15 protein-coding genes are annotated in these 20,484 nt (G+C 46.3%); 10 read left to right on the forward strand and 5 right to left on the reverse strand.

All coding sequences use genetic code 11. From position 1 onward, the window contains the following. Positions 1-37: 37 nt before the first annotated feature. The 3 genes from lepA (at position 38) to AC4BAP_RS08030 (ending at position 3,412) form a co-directional block, all read left to right on the forward strand. Positions 38-1,822: a translation elongation factor 4 gene (lepA, locus tag AC4BAP_RS08020; protein ID WP_490582108.1), complete on the forward strand. Its 1,785-nt coding sequence runs from the start codon at positions 38-40 to the stop codon at positions 1,820-1,822. A gap of 162 nt (positions 1,823-1,984) precedes the next feature. Beyond that, on the forward strand, positions 1,985-2,497 hold the full coding sequence (locus AC4BAP_RS08025; protein WP_490582109.1) for a class IV adenylate cyclase: 513 nt from the start codon (positions 1,985-1,987) through the stop codon (positions 2,495-2,497). Between the two features lie 33 nt (positions 2,498-2,530). Continuing rightward, positions 2,531-3,412 (forward strand): bifunctional 5,10-methylenetetrahydrofolate dehydrogenase/5,10-methenyltetrahydrofolate cyclohydrolase, encoded by an 882-nt coding sequence (locus AC4BAP_RS08030; protein ID WP_490582110.1) that lies wholly within the window; start codon positions 2,531-2,533, stop codon positions 3,410-3,412. A gap of 36 nt (positions 3,413-3,448) precedes the next feature. On the opposite strand, the gene AC4BAP_RS08035 is transcribed toward AC4BAP_RS08030, so the two are convergent. Then, positions 3,449-3,748, reverse strand: a complete 300-nt coding sequence (locus AC4BAP_RS08035; protein ID WP_490582111.1) for a hypothetical protein — start codon at positions 3,746-3,748, stop codon at positions 3,449-3,451. 88 nt (positions 3,749-3,836) lie between these two features. Between AC4BAP_RS08035 and AC4BAP_RS08040 the strand changes: the two genes are divergently transcribed. Next, complete coding sequence (locus AC4BAP_RS08040; RefSeq protein WP_490582112.1) at positions 3,837-5,759, forward strand: OmpA family protein; 1,923 nt, start codon at positions 3,837-3,839, stop codon at positions 5,757-5,759. A gap of 837 nt (positions 5,760-6,596) precedes the next feature. On the opposite strand, the gene AC4BAP_RS08045 is transcribed toward AC4BAP_RS08040, so the two are convergent. Next, entirely contained in the window at positions 6,597-7,883 is a 1,287-nt protein-coding gene (locus AC4BAP_RS08045; protein ID WP_490582113.1) for a citrate synthase, read from the reverse strand. Positions 7,884-9,277: 1,394 nt separating this feature from the next. Between AC4BAP_RS08045 and AC4BAP_RS08050 the strand changes: the two genes are divergently transcribed. Then, complete coding sequence (locus AC4BAP_RS08050; RefSeq protein ID WP_490582114.1) at positions 9,278-11,725, forward strand: TonB-dependent receptor domain-containing protein; 2,448 nt, start codon at positions 9,278-9,280, stop codon at positions 11,723-11,725. A 106-nt stretch (positions 11,726-11,831) separates the two neighbouring features. On the opposite strand, the gene AC4BAP_RS08055 is transcribed toward AC4BAP_RS08050, so the two are convergent. Further along, entirely contained in the window at positions 11,832-12,143 is a 312-nt protein-coding gene (locus tag AC4BAP_RS08055; protein ID WP_490582115.1) for a hypothetical protein, read from the reverse strand. 855 nt (positions 12,144-12,998) lie between these two features. Here AC4BAP_RS08055 and AC4BAP_RS08060 point away from each other — a divergent pair. After that, positions 12,999-14,075, forward strand: coding sequence for a T9SS type A sorting domain-containing protein (locus AC4BAP_RS08060; protein ID WP_490582116.1), 1,077 nt, complete (start codon positions 12,999-13,001; stop codon positions 14,073-14,075). An 88-nt stretch (positions 14,076-14,163) separates the two neighbouring features. Here the strand turns inward: AC4BAP_RS08060 and AC4BAP_RS08065 are convergent, their stop codons facing one another. Together AC4BAP_RS08065 and AC4BAP_RS08070 are read right to left on the reverse strand one after the other, a co-directional pair. Next, complete coding sequence (locus AC4BAP_RS08065; RefSeq protein WP_490582117.1) at positions 14,164-14,583, reverse strand: hypothetical protein; 420 nt, start codon at positions 14,581-14,583, stop codon at positions 14,164-14,166. A 228-nt stretch (positions 14,584-14,811) separates the two neighbouring features. Further along, positions 14,812-16,026: a GAF domain-containing sensor histidine kinase gene (locus AC4BAP_RS08070; RefSeq protein WP_490582118.1), complete on the reverse strand. Its 1,215-nt coding sequence runs from the start codon at positions 16,024-16,026 to the stop codon at positions 14,812-14,814. 289 nt (positions 16,027-16,315) lie between these two features. Between AC4BAP_RS08070 and AC4BAP_RS08075 the strand changes: the two genes are divergently transcribed. From AC4BAP_RS08075 to AC4BAP_RS08090, 4 genes are all read left to right on the forward strand, one after another. Next, a complete protein-coding gene (locus AC4BAP_RS08075; protein WP_490582119.1) occupies positions 16,316-16,870 on the forward strand; it encodes a fasciclin domain-containing protein in 555 nt (184 codons plus the stop codon). 184 nt (positions 16,871-17,054) lie between these two features. After that, on the forward strand, positions 17,055-17,828 hold the full coding sequence (locus AC4BAP_RS08080) for a M15 family metallopeptidase (protein WP_490582120.1): 774 nt from the start codon (positions 17,055-17,057) through the stop codon (positions 17,826-17,828). Between the two features lie 527 nt (positions 17,829-18,355). Then, positions 18,356-18,565, forward strand: coding sequence for a hypothetical protein (locus AC4BAP_RS08085; protein WP_490582121.1), 210 nt, complete (start codon positions 18,356-18,358; stop codon positions 18,563-18,565). Positions 18,566-18,724: 159 nt separating this feature from the next. After that, entirely contained in the window at positions 18,725-20,476 is a 1,752-nt protein-coding gene (locus AC4BAP_RS08090) for an ATP-binding protein (RefSeq protein ID WP_490582122.1), read from the forward strand. Positions 20,477-20,484 lie beyond the last annotated feature (8 nt).

Consider the following 20,484-nt stretch of genomic DNA (forward strand, 5'->3'; position numbering starts at 1 on the left):
GGGAATATTCTTAACTTTGTTTTCGTATTTATACTATATGAAGAACATTCGCAATTTCTGTATCATCGCCCACATCGACCACGGTAAAAGTACTCTGGCTGACCGCCTGCTGGAATTTACCCAAACGGTAGCGGAGCGTGAGATGCAAAACCAGCTGCTAGATAACATGGACCTGGAGCGTGAGCGCGGCATTACCATTAAGAGCCACGCCATCCAGATGAATTACCAGTACAAAGGCGAGGACTATGTGCTTAACCTGATCGATACGCCGGGTCACGTTGACTTTTCGTACGAGGTGTCGCGTTCAATTGCTGCCTGCGAGGGCGCCTTGTTGATCGTTGACTCATCGCAGGGTATCGAGGCACAGACGATCTCCAACTTATACTTAGCCATTGGCTCTGACCTGGAGATCATTCCTGTACTGAATAAGATCGACCTGCCGCACGCTATGCCGGAGGAAGTGTCTGATCAGATCATCGACCTTATCGGTTGTGACAAAGAAGACATTATTCATGCTTCCGGTAAGGCCGGTATCGGTATTGAGGATATCCTGAATGCTATTTGTGAGCGCATCCCTGCACCAAAAGGTGACCCGGCCGCTCCATTACAGGCACTTATCTTTGACTCTGTTTTTAACTCTTACAGAGGCATCGAAGTATACTTCCGAATCTATAATGGTACCCTGAAAAAAGGAGACAAGGTAAAGTTCATCAATACGGGCAAAACCTACGAGGCTGACGAAATTGGTGTACTTAAACTGAATCAGGAGGCGCGTCAGGAAATGGCAGCCGGTAATGTGGGTTATCTTATCTCGGGAATCAAAAATGCCAAAGAGGTAAAAGTAGGTGATACAATTACGCACGTAGATCGTCCTGCTCCAGGTATTCAAGGGTTTGAGGATGTGAAGCCGATGGTGTTCGCTGGTATCTACCCGGTAGAGACAAGTGAATACGAAGAGTTGCGTGCCTCTATGGAGAAGCTGCAGCTAAACGATGCCTCACTTGTTTGGGAGCCAGAAACCTCTGCTGCCCTTGGGTTTGGTTTCCGTTGCGGTTTCTTAGGTATGCTGCACATGGAGATCGTGCAGGAGCGTTTGGAGCGCGAATTTGATATGACCGTTATCACGACGGTACCATCGGTTCAGTTTCATGTGCATACAACTAAAGGACAGTTGTTAAAGGTAAGTGCGCCTTCAGAGATGCCGGAGCCTAACTATATCGACCACGTAGAGGAGCCGTTCATTAAAGCGCAAATCATTTCCAAGTCTGAGTTTGTTGGCCCGATCATTACGCTTTGTATGGATAAGCGCGGTATTCTGAAGAACCAGACATACCTGACCAGCGATCGCGTAGAGCTAACCTTTGAAATGCCGCTTGCCGAGATAGTTTTCGACTTCTTCGATAAACTGAAAACAATTTCACGCGGTTATGCTTCCTTGGATTACGAACTGATCGGCTTTAAGCAGTCGAACATGGTGAAGCTGGACGTGATGCTGAACGGAGAACCTGTGGATGCATTATCTGCGATCGTGCACCGCGATAAGGCTTACGACTGGGGCAAGCGCCTGTGCGAGAAGCTGCGTGAGTTGTTGCCGCGCCAGATGTTTGAAATCGCGATTCAGGCGGCTATTGGCCAGAAGATCATCGCCCGTGAAACCGTGAAGGCCCTACGCAAAAACGTATTGGCCAAGTGCTACGGCGGTGACATTTCGCGTAAACGTAAACTACTCGAGAAACAGAAAAAAGGTAAGAAACGCATGCGCCAGGTGGGTAACGTGGAAATTCCGCAAGAAGCCTTCTTGGCAGTGCTTAAACTCGACTAAAGTGTACACAAGCCCCGACGTGCCCCAGCGCGCCGGGGCTTGTCGCTTTTATACTTCTTATGAAGGAGTTTCTAGACAAAGGAGTCTTTTGAAATAAGACAAGACTACTTTGAAAACCTAATTCTCCTTTGTCTTTTGTCAATTAGTCTTTCGTCAAATAAAATGTATGCCGACATTACTATAAAAGCCCGTTGCGCCGATCTGGCGGAGGCCGAAAGTATACTTTGGGAGCTGAATGCAGCCTACCAGGGGCAGGACATGCAAACGGATACGTACTATGCAGTAGAATATGGGCAGCTAAAACACCGCCAGGGTAATATTGAAAATGTGCTGATCCATTACCACAGGCTGCAACTGGAGGACGCGCAGAAAACAGAGGTGCTTTTATACCTGAAAAACCCCAGCGCCACGACCATAGCTGAGGTATGCAGGGGCAAAAGTATAGTGGCTAGCGTTAAAAAAGCCCGGAAGATATTTTTTATCGGTAATGTAAAGTTCCACCTGGACCAGGTAGAGGGTTTGGGCAGTTTTATAGAGATCGAAGCGATTGACCTGGATGGCTCGGTGGGATTGCCTGTGTTGCGGCAGCAATGCGATTACTACAAAGATATGTTTCAGATCAGAGACGAGGATCTGGTTACCAGTGCTTATACCGATTTAATTCACTATTCATAATTCGTAATTCATCATTCATAATCAATATAAACTATGACTCTGCTCGACGGTAAACAAACATCCGCAGATATCCAGCAGGAAATTGCTCAGGAGGTGGAAACTATACGAAGCAATGGCGGGAAAGTGCCCCACCTTGCCGCAGTACTGGTTGGCAACGATGGCGGTTCTGTTACCTACGTAAACAATAAAGTACTGGCCTGCGAACGCATAGGGTTTGGCTCCACCCTGATCCGCTACGAGGACACCGTTACAGAAGAGGAATTGCTGCGCAAGATAAATGAGTTGAACAATGATGACCTGGTGGACGGCTTTATTGTGCAGCTACCATTGCCGAAGCACATCAACACCGAAAAGGTTATTGAGGCGATAGACCCTAAAAAGGATGTGGACGGTTTTCATCCGACAAACGTTGGCCGCATGGTGGCCGGACTGGATGCATACCTTCCGGCAACGCCTGCCGGTATCCTGCAACTGATCAAGCGATACAACATCGAAACGGATGGCAAGCATTGTGTAGTAATTGGCCGAAGTAACATTGTGGGTTCACCGATGAGTATACTTATGGCAAAAGCCGCTTACCCAGGAAATGCAACTGTCACGCTCTGCCACCGCAACACAATAGACCTGCCATACTTTACACGTCAGGCTGATATCATTATCACAGCCGTGGGCAAACCTGGCCTGGTTACCGCCGATATGGTAAAGGAAGGGGCAGTGGTAATTGACGTAGGCACAACCCGCGTACCTGATGCAAGCCGTAAAGCAGGTTACCGCCTGCGCGGCGATGTCGATTTTGACAATGTGGCCCCCAAATGCAGCTACATTACCCCGGTTCCAGGAGGCGTTGGTCCATTAACGATTGCCATGCTGATGATGAATACCCTTAGGGCAGCCAAGAAAGAAGTCTACGGATAGCCCCTAGCAAAGCAAACATATAAAAGCCTTACCGTTTTAAAATGCGGTAAGGCTTTTTCTTGCAGGAAGAACAGGAACATTAGCCATGAGCCGAAGCGTTATACTTATAAATCTTAGTATAAATGTCTGGTATAAAGTCAGTTGTGTGTTGTGTTGCTTGAGGATAGCCCTTTGATTGGTTAGTAAGTATACTTGCGCGGTGCGTAATGTAACAGTGTGGGCACAACGTTTTGCAGATGTAGCCGCTGCCTTTGCAGATGTTTTAAAAGTGGTTATATTTATCTCTGCTGAGTCTGCGAAGCCCATTGCCGGAATGTAACCTCCGGTAAACTTCAAACGCTTGAGGCCTTTGCAAAGTAAAATAAAATGATCCGTAAATAGGAGGGTGGAGCAGCAGCTTTACCTGGTATCCTGACCTTATTATATGTATAAACTACTATTAGCTGCATTTCTTTTTATTTCTTCGGGTCTTGCCATGGCGCAGGGGCAAAAGCTTAGCACAACCAACCCAAAGGCCGAAAAGTTATACTTTAAAGCAGAGGACTATGCACGGTCACGTGATTTTAACAAAGCTCTGCAGACCCTGGAAGAAGCTACTGAAAAAGACCCCAAATTTGTTGAGGCTTATATCAAAGCTGCTAACCTGTATAAACTGATGGGGAACAAACCGGCCAGTTTTTCTATGCTGCAGAAAGGGCTTTCACAGTCAGCTTTTAATCCGGCTTTCGCCAACTTCTATTTCGACCTCGCGGACCTGTACCTGGAGCAGGGTAATTATGCGGAATCTAAAAAATACTTTGAGTTCTTCCTGAAGGCTAACCCGAAAAACCCAAAGCTGGTGGTATGGGCCAAAGACCAGATCAAGACGGCCGACTATGCCATAGAAGCCATGAAGAACCCTGTGCCGTTCGACCCGATACAGATGTCGGGCAGCATTAATAGGTTTGGCTTACAGTACTTCCCGTATACTACCGCAGACCAGCGATTCTTTATCTACACCGCACGCGCCAGCGCCAGACCCGACCACGATGAGAATATCTTTATAACGGAGCGAAAAAACGGCGAGTGGCAGGTACCGGTATCTATTTCAGAGAATATCAACACAAGTGCTAACGAGGGAGCGGCAACTATTTCCGGCGACGGTAAGACGCTTGTCTTTACTTCCTGTAACCGTCCAGACGGACTAGGCGACTGCGACCTGTACATTTCTTTCAGGACTGGCAATGAGTGGAGCAAACCTAAGAACATGGGGGCTACTGTTAACTCTAAAGCATGGGACTCGCAGCCAAGTCTTTCTGCTGATGGCCGTACCTTATACTTTACCTCCACGCGTGGCGGGGGAATTGGCAAAGAGGACATCTGGGTGACCAACCAGAACGATGATGGGACCTGGGTAAAGCCTGTTAACCTGGGCAAGACTATCAATACCAGCGGACGCGACATGGCGCCATCTGTGCACATGAGCGGTTCTACTTTATACTTTGTAAGCGACGGGCACCTGGGTATGGGCGGACTGGATGTATACAAGGCCACACTTACCAAAAACAAACAGTGGAGTGAGCCGCAGAATCTTGGCTACCCCTTAAATACCCATGCCGACGAAGGCTCTTTATTTATAACTCCGGATAACAAAGTTGGTTATTACTCGAGGCAGGTAACCACAGATGCCGGTGTGCCGGCCGTGCAGCTTTTCAGGTTTGATGTGCCAGCCGAATGGCGAAGCCGGGAAAACAGTACCTACGCCCAGGGGCGTGTGTTTGATGCAACCACCAAAAAGCCACTGGCAGGCCAGGTACAATTGTATGATGTACAGTCGGATTCGCTTTTGCAGCAAGTTTCCTCAGATAAAGTATCCGGTGAGTATACCGTAGTACTGACAGAAGGCAAGCAATATGCGCTGTATGTGTCTGCACCTAATTACCTGATGAGCAGCCTGAGCTTCGATTATACTTCTCCTAAAAACCTGACACCCGTTGCCCTGGATGTATACCTGGAGCCTATTAAATCCGGAGCCGCCATGGTGCTGAACAACCTGTTTTTCGATACGGGTAAGTATGAGTTGGAAACAAAGTCCAAGACAGAGTTAAATAAGCTGATCAGGTTTATGCAGCTAAACAATACCGTAAAGATCGAGATTGAGGGACACACAGACGATATTGGGGCAGATAAGGACAACCAGGTGCTGTCAGAAAAGCGTGCTAAATCCGTTGTTGATTACATGATAGCCAATGGTATCAGCAAAGATCGTATCCGCTTTAAAGGTTACGGTGAGTCTAAACCAGTTAAGCCCAATACCTCAGACGAAAACCGCAAGCTAAACCGCCGCATTGAAATGCGAGTGTTGTAGGATAGGGGGGAGCGGTCATTGCTACTTTTACTCGTCTTTTTAACTAGCCAGTGTTAATCCTTAGTCATACTTGCCTCTACTCAAAAGTAAGGCCTTTAGTGTGGAATTAGCATGGAGAGCTTACATCTATTACAACTGTTGTCAAGCTTCAACCTTTTTTCCGCCTTTCTATCTAGCAACTGTTTTCCCTCAGTCTTACTTGCATATTGTTCCATCTCTGCCTTTGGTACCCTCAAGGCCGGGAGGCCTCGCCTTCGGGCATCGCGCTGTGTATCTGAAGCTGCCTCCGCTCTGCTTCAGCTGCCTCGCTTCGTTCAGCACCGCAACAGCTACAAGGCGCTCAACCCAAAGGCTGGGATGGACACTTCTTTGTAAGCGGCTGTTGCAACTGGCCACCAAGTATAAATTAGTAATGGCAGAAAACTCCCCTCCTTGGCCTCTAAAGGGGGCCCCTACACCCCCAGGAGGGGTTGGGGGTGGTTTGACCCGGTAATACCAGACACTCGCAGGAGCTTCGCACGCTGCGAGGTCTTTTAACTCTGAAAATTATGGGTGGTAGGGGGCCTCGACAAAACGAGGGGCCGGTGGAGGTAATTCCCCTCTTGAGAGGGGCAGGGGTGTGTTAATCGTTACTGAAAAATGCACAAGCGAGTCTGGAGACTCGAACCCACCTGGCGGCACCAGCTGGATGCTGGCGCCAGTAGATATGAAAAGCTCCCCGCCTTGGCTAAGTAGGGGATAAAGGGAGGAGACTCAGTACTTCCCTCTAAACACAAAACCATAAAACAATAAAGGCTGCCTTGTGGGGCAGCCTTTACTATTAGTAATATATTCTTACTAGCGTTGCTCGATTGGAACGTAGTTACGCTCAGTCTCGCCGGTGTATACCTGACGCGGACGGCCGATCGGCTCCTTGTTCTCTCGCATCTCTTTCCACTGGGCGATCCAGCCTGGCAGACGGCCAAGGGCGAACATTACCGTAAACATGTCGGTAGGGATGCCAAGCGCACGGTAGATAATGCCAGAGTAGAAGTCTACGTTAGGATAAAGCTTGCGCTCTACGAAGTACGGATCGTTCAGAGCAGCCTCTTCCAGTTCTTTCGCGATAGTCAGGATCGGGTCTTTAACGCCAAGTGCAGTCAATACCTCGTCTGCAGCCTTCTTGATGATAGTAGCACGTGGGTCGAAGTTTTTGTAAACTCTGTGTCCAAAGCCCATCAAACGGAAAGGATCGTCTTTGTCTTTTGCTTTTGCGATGTATTTCTTAGAGTCGCCACCGTCAGCCTTGATAGCCTCCAGCATCTCGATCACAGCCTGGTTAGCGCCACCGTGTAGCGGGCCCCAAAGCGCAGAGATACCAGCAGATACAGAAGAGTATAAGCTAGCGTTTGCTGAGCCTACCAGACGCACTGTAGACGTAGAGCAGTTCTGCTCGTGGTCTGCGTGCAGGATAAGCAGCTTGTTAAGCGCATTCACGATAACCGGGTCGATCTCATAATCCTCGGTAGGGAATGCGAACATCATGTGCAGGAAGTTAGAGCAATAGTCTAACTTGTTTTTAGGGTAGTTAACCGGGTGGCCAACGGAATTCTTATAAGACCAGGCAGCAATTGTTGGCAATTTTGCCATCAAACGGATGATAGAAAGGTCTACTTCCTCTTTGCTCTGGTTAGGGTTAAGCGACTCCGGGTAAAATGCAGTCAAAGAGCTGATTAAAGCAGAAAGGATACCCATTGGGTGTGCGCCAGACGGGAAACCGTCCAGAATTTTGCGCATATCCTCGTTAACCAGCGTATGCATTTTGATCTCATTGCTGAAATTCTCCAGTTCCTCTGCTGTTGGCAAAGAACCGTAGATAAGCAGGTAAGCTACTTCAATAAAGTTAGACTTTTCAGCTAACTGCTCTATTGGATAGCCTCTGTAATGAAGGATACCTTGCTCACCATCCAGGAAAGTGATAGCGCTGGTAGTTGCACCCGTGTTTTTGTATCCTGAATCTAATGTGATGTAGCCTGACTGCGCGCGAAGTGCGTTTATATCGATAGCCTTCTCATTTTCAGTGCCTTCTACAACCGGGAAAGTGTAGGATTTTCCGTCTAAAATTATTTCAGCAATTTCTGACATGTTTTATTTTTAGTTTATGTCCGTTGTTGTGTCTCTTAGGAAGCGAAATTATATAAAAATGTTATAAAAAGAAATTCGTTGTAGCTACAATATTTTAATTTAACAATGCAGTAATACCACGTTACCCATAAGTTGCGCTACTAAATGCAGGTAGTAAAATTTTGTAAGGCCCAGCCATATAACAGTGCCCTGCACTGAAAGTTTTTAAGGATACTGAAATAATCATACTTATACTTTGGAAATAAGTTATACTTAAATTGATTGTCTGATATGTGAAATCAGCTAAACCGTTGCTTGCTTCCAGGTAACTTTCATTGGCTAAAATCTTGTACCTCTCAAAATCAGGTTAAGAGATGCTTTATTACTGATCACTTACCTAAGCCAAGGCCCTCTAGCTTATAGTTATACTTTAATTCCGACTAACGTAAGGAGCCTGATACATTGCAAAAGCTCTGGCATGTTTCAGGCTGCTTCATGGTTATCGCTTGCTGTATCTATAAGCATTTGTCTCATAATTAGTTAACTCAGGTTGCGTGACTCTTATTTTAAAACTGGATCTACCCACCCCTAATCCCTTCAAGGCTACTATTAATACACAAATTTAAATTCGACGTTATTCCTGCCGCGAGTTTTCAACTCGTGGCTTATTATGTGGCAAGCTTCCAGCTTGCGTAGGTATGCAAAAGTATAAAAGGCGACACACGCAAGCTGAAAGCTTGCCCTCATGTACAACCACGAGTTGAAAACTCGCGGTAGATAGAGCGTTTTATACTTGTGTCCTAAGCGTAGCCCCTCCGAGGACAGGGCTGTTTCATTCTAAAAATTACAAGGTTATAGCGCGAGCGTCCTCGTCCCGAATCAAGTCCGGGATCTACGACTCGTATGTGGCAATGGCTGGGCCTTCCCGTGACTGCGCCCGGGACAGGCTGGCCCAGTTGGATTGCAAATCCAACGATATATTAAGTCACGGATCACAGATCCGCGCCAGCAAAAAAATAGAATGAGACGATCCTGGGGGTTGGGGGAGGTAGAATTCCCTCTGGGGGTAGGGGCCCTCTTCAAAGAGAGGACCACAGGGGTGTGTTTACACCTGCCTGGTTATCATATCTCGCAACTTGAGTTAATTAATTGGACCCTATCTGAAATACTGGATGCGCTATTAAGCTCAGTAGAGAGTTGAGCCTGTATAACTGCCCCAGGTGTACGAAATCGTACGTACGGCTGTCCACAAACAGACAGCCGGCAGTTTTGAGGTTTTAACAATCTGTTTGTAAATATCTAAAAATCAATTGTTTGCAATTTGGCATGCATGTTGGTATGGCCGATTCCAAAGAATAGCATTTTTAAATCTTTTAAAACGAAATCTCAAAAACACTTAGCTACAAAATAAAACCATGAAAAATTTATCTCTACTCTGTTTACTTTTTCTTCTAACCTCCAGCACACTGCTTGCACAGCATTCAAGTATAAAAGGTAAGGTTATCGACGGTGAGAGCAAGGCAGTGGGTTATGCCAATGTACTGCTTCTGAAAGCTGCGGACTCCACTCTTGTTAAGGGCGCCTTATCCGAGGATGCCGGTACCTTTTTATTTGAGGGCATTGCAGCCGGAAAGTATAAAGTGGTTGCCAGTATGGTAGGGCAGGGCAAGGCAAGCAGTGCTGTGTTCACAGTATCAGGCGCCGCCGAAACCATCACGCTGGAGCCGATCGTTCTGAAGCAGACGGCCACAAACCTGAAAGAGGTGGTGATTGAAGGGCAGCGCCCACTGATCGAGCAGCAGTTTGATAAAACGGTAATGAACGTGGAGAACAGTATCTTGGCAGCCGGCAACACAGCCCTGGACGTGTTGGAGAAAGCGCCGGGCATTGTTGTGGATCAGAATGACAACATCAGCATGCGCGGCCGCCAGGGCGTGATGGTGATGATAGACGGAAAGCAAGTGCCCATGTCAGGCACGGAGCTGACCAACTATCTGAAAGGGCTTTCCGGAAACGCGCTGGATAAGATCGAGTTGATCACCAACCCGTCTTCCAAGTATGACGCAGCCGGGAATGCCGGTATCATCAACATCAAATTAAAGCGCGACAAGAGCCTGGGTACAAATGGTTCGGTTTCGGCTTCTTTCGGGCAGGGCAGGTACAGCAAAGCAGATGCCGGCCTGCAACTGAACCACCGTGCCAAAAAAGTGAACGTGTTTGGCGGATTAAACTATGCTGACAGAGATAATTTTTCAGAACTCAGCTTCTTAAGAACTTTCAAGTCTAATGGCATAGAAACCGGTTCCTACACACAGGATAACCTCTTTAAATTTAGAAACCAGACCTTAAGCAGCCGCGTGGGCATGGACTACTTTGTTTCTAAAAACACGGTACTGGGGGCTGTGGCAACAGGTTCTTTTACTGACCTGACCCGCGACAACTCAAATACCACCATGCTATACAATGCCCAGAGAAACCCGCTAAGCTCTGCTACCACCGTGGCAGACGTACTGCACAGCCGCGACAACCAAAGTATAAATCTTAACCTAAAGCACACCCTCGACAGCCTTGGCCGGGAAATAACTGCCGATGTTGACTACATTACCTACCAGAACGGCGACCTCCAGGATTTTGCCATCAGAAGATTTAACCTCAACAACGAGCAGGAAGGAAGCACGGAGCTGATACACAGTAACCTGGATGGCAGCCTGACCATTAAATCGGCAAAAGCTGACTATGTGCAGCCTATACCAAGTATGAATGCAACGCTGGAGGCAGGTCTGAAAAGCAGCCTGGTAAGTTCTGACAACGACCAGAAGTTTTATGACCGCACGGACGGAAGAAACGACCTGAACACGAACAGAAGCAACCGCTTTCTGTACGATGAGAACATTAATGCCGCCTACCTGAACGCAAACAGAAAAGGGGAGAAGGTAAGCATGCAGCTGGGCCTGCGCCTGGAGAACACCATTGCTAAGGGCGAGCAACTAGCAGATGTGGTAAACGAAGAAGACCGTGAATTTGACCGCAACTATACACAGTTTTTCCCGAGTGCATTCGTAGGCTATAGTCTGAATAATAAGAATGAGGTTGGAGTATCGCTGAGCCGTCGCATAAACAGACCTTCTTATAACCAGCTAAACCCGTTCAAGAACCTGATCGATGGCTTTACTATCTCGACAGGTAACCCATACCTGAAGCCGGAGCTTTCTTACGCTTTTGAGCTGACGCACACCTTTGACAAGCGCTTTGTAACCAAGCTGAGCTATAGCAGAACAACGGATGTGATGGTGAACGTGCTTTCCCGTGAAAACGAAAATGACAATGTGGTTATCCAGACTTTCCGCAACCTGTCTAAGTTCGATTACTACGGCATGACATTTACAGCACCGGTTTCGGTGGGCACCTGGCTGAACAGTACAAACAATGCTACCTTATACTATGGCAAGTATAGTGGAACACTGGCCAATGCTGATTTCGAGAACAGCCAGCCTGCTTTTACTTTAAACTCCAACAATAACATCAACATTAAAAATGGCTGGTCAGCAGAAGTGGTGGGTGTGTTCAGGTCGAAAGAAGCCTATGGCCCGCTGACAGTAGATCCGCTGTGGTTTATGTCGGCTGGCGTACAGAAGCAGATCTGGGACAAGAAAGCCACCATCAAGTTAAATGTATCGGATATCTTTTTCACAAACCGTGTGCACGGCGAGAACGAGTTGGCCGACTACACCGAAATTTTTGACCAGAACCGCGACTCAAGAGTTGCCACCATCAGCTTCAACTACCGCTTTGGAGGTTCTCAGGTAGCGCCGGCGCGCCGCAGAACAGGTGGGGCCGAAGATGAGAAGAGAAGAGCAAATTAGGTTTCGTTTTTCGGGAATAGAGATTCTTTTTAGGCCAAGTTACCTCGAAAAACGACACAACTTGGTAAGTATAAAAAAGGCGCAAGTAATTGCGCCTTTTTTATACTTACCAAGTTGTGTCGTCGTCGGGGTTTACGAAGCCTTCTCCGGGCCTGAAACGGGTACCCCTGCCATGCAGGTGGTCCCACATGTCTTTCTGCATCTTCAGTTTGTCCAGCTCCATAAATTCCTCCCAGCGTTCTTTGTCGTCTTCAGAGAAGTGGGCAACAAGTTCGCTTAGGTGCAAGTTCTCCTTTTGCTTTAGTTCTTCCTGCAATTCTGGGTTGGTGCGCAGCATCTGCTCTATAATAATACGGAAGTAGGTATTCAGTTCCTTGTAGCGTTCCTCATCCCAGTTTTCCAGGTTCATCTCCGTCATGTTCATAGTGTTTTATACTTGGCAGCGCCTAAAACTGTTGGCTGCACGGGATTCAGAGTGGGTATTTCAGCAACAGCCCGTGCAGCATATAATAAGCGTTAATAAAATTAGCGGTAAGTATTGATTTATATAGTAATAAAGTATAGTTTTAGCAGAAGAAATACCGCATATCAGGGTATAAGTTGGCACAGGCAGGGAAAGCTACAGATCGGAAAGCTGCTTATATCAGAAACGAAGGCTGCTAAACAGCTGTAATTTCAATTTTTTACTCTTTAATACTTTACGGGAGTACCTGTTTTTACAGGCCAAAAGGAGCTGAACGAAACGGCTCTTATTATTTGTGATACAAGTGCAAACGATTGCATGATATAATGGGCTTGCATGGTTGAATGAAATAAACCTGTACAACAGCTGAAGTTTTTATTAGCCATGCACAGTGTAATTACCTTCAAAAACTAACGGCTGGTGGGGTATAAGTATAACGTTTGATCTACTACAAGTTGGAAGCGCGTGACAGGGTAAAAGGACGGGTAAATTGTTTGTTTTGATAGCAAAATTTAATAGGGTAGTGTGTTTATTCTAATATATAAGTGCGATAAGACAGCTGTTAGTCAGTTTATTATAAACTCTGAACTTGTTTCGGGGAAATTTGTGAGAAGGCGAGGACTCTTTATAATGAAGTCAAGCGCTTGGTTTTATACTTCCTTAAAAGAGGACTAAGAAAGCGTTTATACTTACAGACACTTTATACTATAAGGTCTAAGCGACTCTGGAAATTTATACTGTTACTATGTGCAAACGATTACACAAAATACGATAAAACCTAATCTTAATCTATAATTTAACTAACCGAATATGAAGAAGAATTACACCGGGATTTTGTTCAGAAAGCTAACCAAGAACATGCGTTATGCAATAGGCTGTGGCCTGCTATTCGCCTCGTCGCAAGCATTTGCTCAAAGCCAGCCTTGGGTTATTTACAACGCAAACGAGTTGCCAGACCTGTTCACAGAAAGCCCATTTGTTACGGCAAGCGTTACGCCAAGCAGCCCTGTTATTGTCACAACAGAGCAGTCGATTATAGAAGACCCTGCGGTACCAGGAAATAAGCTTTTAAGCTTCAGAATAAATGGAAATGACCCAGTTAATTTTCCGCATACTTCTTTTTTATGGAGACAAAACTTCCCTACATCCCCTGCATCCCCATCTGCTGCCACCGTGGTTGTAAGGGCTAAAGGTCTTGAAGGCTTTGACAGGGTATTTGAGTTGGACCTTGACTTTTTCGGCTTCAGAGAGACGATCTATATCATCAACAGCAATGCTACAAACCCTGCCAGAGTTACATTTAATGTGGCCAGAGCAGCCGATCCGACATTAGAGAACAAAAGCCTGGGAGATGCTTTTAACACCTTTGAGTGGCATACTTACAGATTTACAAAAGACGGTGCCAACGTAAAGCTCTTTATTGATGAGAGTGAAACACCTGTGGCGACTGTTACCGTGCCATCAGGTACTGTTAGAAACTACTTCCGTATTGGCGATGGCTCAAGTGGTGCTACTAATGGCTCTTATATTGATTACATCATGTGGACAGTAGAAGGTGCCTACTCGCCTGCCCAGAAAGCCCTGCCTGCCGGTACCTTAACCAAACTGAACTCAGCTGAGGCTGCTGCGGCCAGGCTTGCTGTATACCCTAACCCGGTAAAAGGCGGACAAGCAAAGCTTAGCTTTAACTTGCAGTCTGTTTCTGACGTAAGCGTGCAGGTATATGACCTGGCTGGCCGTAAAATCGGACAGAGCGTAACCTACAGCAACATGCGTGCTGGCCAGAATGAGATCGCATTGCCAGTTGCCGGCCTGAAGGAAGGTACCTACCTGTACCAGATTAGCACAAACCGCTTTACTACTACCCAGAAGATATTTGTGAAATAGCAATTATACTTCAAGTATAAAAAGCAAAGGCAGCGCTGTTTACAGTGCTGCCTTTGTTATTTAACGGGTATCTGTTCTTTCAAAAAAATTAAGACGGGGAAATGCCGGGAGGGTTAAAGAGGCCCCAGTCATCCAGCACATAATTCCAGGGGTCAAAGCTTTGTACCCACTTACGGAAGTGCACTTTGTATACTTCCAGCGCCTCGCGTATAAGCACAAGGTATTGGGTGTCTTTAAAGCCAAACATCTCCAGGGAAGTGCAATGGGTGCTTAACTCACGGGCAGCTTTGCGAATTATTGCCGCATTTTCCATCCGAATGTCGTACAGGTCACCGGCCTCGGCACCGGACACTTTTACCGTAAGCATTGCGGCATCTTTCAGCATCATGCCTTTAATATGCCCGAGCACCGGGTCATTGTCCTGTATCAGGTCTATGATCTTGGATGTGATCTCGTAAATTTCCTGGCCCTTTTGGTATACAGGCAGCTTGGTAGGGTCTGCGGACATGAACTGTTAATCCTTAAAATATGATGTAGGTTTACTTAAATAGTTTACCCTTGCTAAAGTATACTTGCAAATATCAACACTAAGCGCACTAATGCAAATATTTTACCGTATGAGTTTTAGATTGTTGCTCTTTTGCAAACTTAAATTGCAAATAGTTTGGCTGATCAGAGGCGATAGTGCATGATAGTCTAAACTCACACAGCCAGCCCTTACTCACTCAAAAAAACTTTAGCCCTGTACCGGCAGCTTTACTTCAAACGTGGTGCCTGTGTTGGTGGAGTGTATGTCCAGGGTGCCTTTCAGGGTGTCGATCAGGAACTTTACCAGGGGCAGGCCAAAGCCGTAGCCTTGTTCTCCTTTGGTGCCTTCCGTGGAGCTGGCTCCCTGGCCGCTAAGTATACTTTGCAGCTTTTCCTGGTCCATGCCAATGCCGGTATCGGTCACCTTAATGTGCAGTGTTTTAGAATGGTCTTCGAGCAGCAGATCCAGGTCTACGGTTACGGTGCCCTGGGCAGGGGTAAACTTAATGGCGTTTGAGATCAGGTTGCCGGTAATTTGCAGCAGCTTGTTCTTCGGGAAAGGAGCCACGCCGTTTTTAGGATCGATGTTTACCACAAAATTCACCGATTTGTTTTTTGCCTGCGGCAGGTACAGCTTCTCCAGTTTGTCTTTAAACACCAGCAGGTTAAGCTCGTGCTCTTTAAGCTCTGGTTGTTTGGCGGCGGCCTTTACTTCAGCGTTTAGTATCTCGTCGGCGAGTTCCAGCAGCGAGGTGCTGCTTTTCTGTATCATCCGGATAAACTCCAGCACCTCATCCAGCTTGTTGCTTTCGCCACGTTTGTTTACCAGGTCGGCCAGCCCAATAATGCCGCCTATTGGTCCGCGAATGTCGTGGGCCACGCGCTTTTTCATCTCCTTGGCCTCGTGCAGGTCGTGGGTAAGGCTGTTCATCAGTTTCAGGATCATCAGGCGGTTCACGATCTCATCGGCAATAATGCGCAGCATTTCCACCTTCTCCGGACTCAGCACTTTAGCCTCCTGGTCCATCACGCAAAGGGCACCAATATGGATTCCCTTTTTTGTGGTAAGCGGCACCCCGAAATAATAGCTAAGCATAGGCCCTCCGGCCACGTAAGGCTTGTCACGGAAGCGTGGGTCAAGCTTCAGGTCTTTTACCTCAAAAGTCTCGTTTTCCATGATGGTATACTGGCACACAGATTCCTCGCGCGGCATCTGTTCTATTGGCAGGCCATGGTTTGCCACCGTCCACTGAGTGAACGAGTCGATCAGGTTTACCAGCGAGATATCTGCTCCGGCCACACGCGCGGCTAACTTCAGCAGATCTTTGAAATTCTCTTTCAGATCAGAGTAATCCAGGTCGAGCTCGCTTAGCTCCAGTATCCTTTCAAACTCGTTGGCGGGTATAGGTTGGTTTTGTGGCATGTATACTTTAATCAGTTGATCAGAATAAAACGGGTTATAACGTTGGCATCCCCAATTTGTAACGGCAAGATAACATGAATCAGCCTTAATTGAAAAGCACTGTGCCTTTCGTTTGTCGGTTGTTAGGGGTGGGGTCTGAAAAAAATGCAAGTATAAACATGGCTGATTGGAATAGTATAAGCATGCTTTTGCCGGGAAATAAGACCTATTCACGTGGAAGTATGTAAACAATAATGGCTTTGCCCGGTTAGTCTCGTATAAGTATAATTTGAAATTAAAACAACTGACTATGAAAAAGTTAAGCATCTGCATTTGTGCCGCATTGTTGTTCTTTGGCTGTAGCAGCAACGAGCAGACAACAGAAACCTCGGAAGTGATGACCGCCGAGACCGACGCCACCGCTACGGAAGAAACCATGGAAGCAGCCAAGCCGGATATTGTTGCGCTGGCCTCCAACACGCCTTCTTTATCAACACTGGTTAAAGCGTTGCAGGCTGCAGACCTGGCCGGAACGCTGCAGCAGGGCGGACCATACACCGTATTTGCCCCAACCGATGAGGCCTTTGCCGCACTGCCAGCCGGAACACTCGACAACCTGCTGAAGCCAGAAAACAAGCAGCAGTTAGTGGATATCCTGACCTACCACGTGACAGAAGGCAGCGTAATGGCCGCTAATTTATCAAACGGCATGATGGTGAACACCCTGAACGGCAAGCAGCTGAATGTAAAGATCAACGGCGATAAAGTGATGATCAATGAGGCCAACGTTACCATGCCAAATGTAGAGGCTTCGAATGGCGTGGTACACGTGATTGATAAAGTGATGCTGCCTCCGAATAAATAAGGATCTTACAAAGTATATATTGGCGATGCACCCGGTCAGGACCTGTTTCTGGCCGGGTGTTTTTTGTGTCCGCTGTAATCCGGAGACGAGCCAGCGCTTTTTAAATTCATCGGCCTGAAACCTACAAACTGAGGGTGCTGCAACTTCAACCTGCCTGATGCTGTATCAGGGTTAAACTGAGGGTATGAAAGTATTACAGATCGGCGACAGGGGAGAAGAGGTACGCAGGTGGCAGTTCTTCCTGACCGGCCAGGGCTTTGACACTGGCATTGCAGACGGTGTTTTCGGGGAGCGTACCAAGGCTGCTACCATGGCTTTTCAGGGGCAACATGTTTTGCAGCCTGATGGCATTGTGGGTAATAAAACTGCCGGCATGGCCATGACCCTGGGCTTTGCTTTGCTGGATGATGACCGGCAAGGCATTGTGACCGCCGACTGGCCTCCTAAACCCGGCTTCAGGCCCCTGCTCAGCTTTGCGGAACGCGCCTCCCTGTTCGGGCATTTTACCTACAGGCCATACCCTATACCCGGCAACCCCGAAAACATACAAGTGCTCGACAACTGGGCCAGGCGTAACCTGGTGCGTGTGGCAGTACCGCAACTTATTCCCGTAAAAGGCAGCCCCGAAGTACACTTTCACAGGCTGGCGGCCCGGCAGCTGGCAAAACTCTGGCACGACTGGGAGCAGGCCGGCTTGTTGCACCTTGTGCTTACCTGGGAGGGAGCCTACGCGCCGCGCTTTATCCGAGGCAGCCGAAGTATACTTAGCAACCACGCCTTTGGCACAGCCTTCGACATAAACTATGCCTGGAACAAACTAGGCACGCAGCCGGCGCTTGTAGGCCAGAAGGGTTCGGTGCGCCAGCTGGTACACATCGCCAACCAAAACGGCTTTTACTGGGGCGGCCACTTTAGCCGACAGGACGGTATGCACTTTGAAGTGGCGCATATAATGTAAACTCCAGTTGTGATTAACCTACCCCTAACCTCTCCAGGGAGCAGGGTCGTTTCATGCTAACTTTTGCTGGCGCGGATCTGTGATCCGTGACTTACTATATCGTAGGATTTGCAATCCAACTGGGCCAGCCTGTCCCGGGCGCAGTCACGGGAAGGCCCAGCTATAGCCACATACGAGTCGTAGATCCCGGGCTTGATCCCGGACGAGGGCGCTCGCGCCATGACCTTGTAATTTGTTAGAATGAAACGGCCCTGCTCCCAAGAGGCAAATTTACCTGGTGATGCTAAATTCCCCTCTGGGGGTAGGGGCCCTCTTTAATGAGAGGGGCGCAGGGGTGTGTTTACACCTTCTGACTTATACTAAACCGCATAATTAACCCTCTTATTTTTAGCCTAGAAGTATAAGCTAATACGTTGATAGCCTGCAATTTTAAGTTATTACCCTTTCGGAAGTTATACTTGCTACGTATGAGGTAGTGTATGTGAGCGGCAATGTAGGCCGTGAGTTTTGAATCTGAAATGACAGCTATGGAGCAAAAGAAATTTATCTGCAAATGGGGCGACTGGGACGACCACGCCATCAGTTCATACAAGAATAGGAAAGAGGAAGTGCCGGCAAGTTTCTTTTCCAAAGCCAACGGCTACGAGGAAGAAGACATTAACGCCATCTCGCTGCTGCATGTCGGCGATAAACACGATGTATCGTCGGGGAACCAGATCGTGCAGCGGATACGGTGAAGGGCTTTCTTTTGGGGTGGTTTATCTAATTATGTTTAACATGTGGTTTTATTGGGAATATTAAACAAGTTTTATTATTTTGTCTTTTCATTATAATATTAGTATTTGAATATACTGCTCTTTAAGCTCCGAAGTATTAACCAATAATTTATAAACCATATGCTAGAGAACAAACAAGTTGATTCTGAGTTGCTTGAATCTACTACTGCGACTGGGAAAGTAAGATTTGTTAGTGATGCGACTGCATTATTATCAATGAGAGATTCCGACTTTGATGCATTTAGTGCTTTCGGCGAAGTAATTGATAACTCTATTCAAGCTGATGCCCAAAATATTAAGATAGTTCTTAAGTCACATCCTAAGAAAAATTTAAGTGATTACCTCGTAGTCGACTATATGGCTTTTGGCGATGATGGACATGGTATGGGAGCAGACACTCTACATAGATGTCTACAGTTGGGCTATTCAAGTCGATATAATGACCGTTCTGGTATTGGTAGATTTGGTGTAGGCATGACGCTTGGAGCCATAAACCAATGTAAAATGGTTGAGGTCTACTCTAAACAACAAGGTGGAGAGTGGCTTTATACTTACATGGATATAGATGCAATTACTTCAGTACCTCCTGTTTTAGAAGAAATACCCATACCTATTCAAAAAGATATTCCCACGCAATTTACTCATTTAGTGAATGACGCTCATGGTACTCTTGTGATCTGGAGTAAATATGATAAACAACCAGATTCTGCTGATAAGCTTGAAGAGGAAATGGATATCTGGATTGGCAGAACTTTCAGGAAATTTATTTGGGGAGATGTTGAGGTCAACGGGAAAAAAAATAAATTGAATATCGATATCAATAATAAAAAAGTTTTAGCAATTGATCCACTTCATGTAAGAAATGATAGGTTCCCATCAGATACGCCTTCTTATTTGGTGGAGGAAATAACACTTGAGTGGCCTATCTCTGCTGAGGATAAATCTTTAACTCTTTTCAGTGACTACAGCACAATTAAAATTCAATTATCACTCTTAGATAAGTCATTAAGAGATTATCAAGGTGTAGGTAATTCACCAGAAACAACAAAAAGGTACATAGATAGAAATGAGGGGATTTCGATACTTAGAAATGGCAGAGAAGTATTTTATGGAGAAATACCATACTGGAAGCCAGCTTTTGAAGATAAAGATAGATGGTGGGGCGGTGAAATATCTTTTGATGCCGTTTTAGATAAGTCATTTGCTGTAAAAAATATTAAAAGAGGAGCTGTACCTGTAGCAAATCTTAAGACTACAATTAGGGACATGATTGTTCCTACTATAAAAAACTTTAGAGAGCAGATTTCAGATCATTGGAAGCAGCGTAGGTTTGAAAAATATCAAGAGGAAATAGCGAAACAAGAAGCAGACGGCACAGCTACGGGACATGAGAATGCTGAAAGTATAGCTAAAAACTCGGAGACACAGAAGAAGACTATAACACCAGATTCTGAGCAGAAAGCTAAAGACTTAGCCTCCCAGATTAAAGCTAACGATACAGCAGAGAAACAAGCTGCTTGGGCTGTTAAATTTACAAGCCAGCCTTACACCATTGTTGATGAAAAATGGAAGTCGCCAGAGTTTATAGAAATCCATGCTCTAGGTGGTGCTGATGTGATTAAGTATAATTTGCAGCATCCTTTTATTGAGGAACTGTATGCTATAGTTGCTGAAATTAAAGAAAATAGCGAGGATCCAGAATTACCAATGAAATTGAAGAGTTTAATCGACCTTCTTTTAATAAGTTATGCTAAATCAGAATCTACTTTCGATAAAGATAAAGAGTTTAAAGCCGAGACATTTTTCGAAGAATTAAAAATGAATTGGGGTCGTTACCTAAAAACATACCTATCTAACTGGAAGTCACAATAGATTATGCT

The organism is Pontibacter sp. GD7 (genome assembly GCF_058216375.1).

Excerpts from the sequence above, each read along its gene's own strand:
- lepA (WP_490582108.1), top strand. The coding sequence starts at position 38 with ATGAAGAACATTCGCAATTTCTGTATCATCGCCCACATCGACCACGGT.
- AC4BAP_RS08025 (WP_490582109.1), top strand. The coding sequence starts at position 1,985 with ATGTATGCCGACATTACTATAAAAGCCCGTTGCGCCGATCTGGCGGAG.
- AC4BAP_RS08030 (WP_490582110.1), top strand. The coding sequence starts at position 2,531 with ATGACTCTGCTCGACGGTAAACAAACATCCGCAGATATCCAGCAGGAA.
- AC4BAP_RS08040 (WP_490582112.1), top strand. The coding sequence starts at position 3,837 with ATGTATAAACTACTATTAGCTGCATTTCTTTTTATTTCTTCGGGTCTT.
- AC4BAP_RS08045 (WP_490582113.1), bottom strand. The coding sequence starts at position 7,883 with ATGTCAGAAATTGCTGAAATAATTTTAGACGGAAAATCCTACACTTTC.
- AC4BAP_RS08050 (WP_490582114.1), top strand. The coding sequence starts at position 9,278 with ATGAAAAATTTATCTCTACTCTGTTTACTTTTTCTTCTAACCTCCAGC.
- AC4BAP_RS08055 (WP_490582115.1), bottom strand. The coding sequence starts at position 12,143 with ATGACGGAGATGAACCTGGAAAACTGGGATGAGGAACGCTACAAGGAA.
- AC4BAP_RS08060 (WP_490582116.1), top strand. The coding sequence starts at position 12,999 with ATGAAGAAGAATTACACCGGGATTTTGTTCAGAAAGCTAACCAAGAAC.
- AC4BAP_RS08065 (WP_490582117.1), bottom strand. The coding sequence starts at position 14,583 with ATGTCCGCAGACCCTACCAAGCTGCCTGTATACCAAAAGGGCCAGGAA.
- AC4BAP_RS08070 (WP_490582118.1), bottom strand. The coding sequence starts at position 16,026 with ATGCCACAAAACCAACCTATACCCGCCAACGAGTTTGAAAGGATACTG.
- AC4BAP_RS08075 (WP_490582119.1), top strand. The coding sequence starts at position 16,316 with ATGAAAAAGTTAAGCATCTGCATTTGTGCCGCATTGTTGTTCTTTGGC.
- AC4BAP_RS08080 (WP_490582120.1), top strand. The coding sequence starts at position 17,055 with ATGAAAGTATTACAGATCGGCGACAGGGGAGAAGAGGTACGCAGGTGG.
- AC4BAP_RS08085 (WP_490582121.1), top strand. The coding sequence starts at position 18,356 with ATGGAGCAAAAGAAATTTATCTGCAAATGGGGCGACTGGGACGACCAC.
- AC4BAP_RS08090 (WP_490582122.1), top strand. The coding sequence starts at position 18,725 with ATGCTAGAGAACAAACAAGTTGATTCTGAGTTGCTTGAATCTACTACT.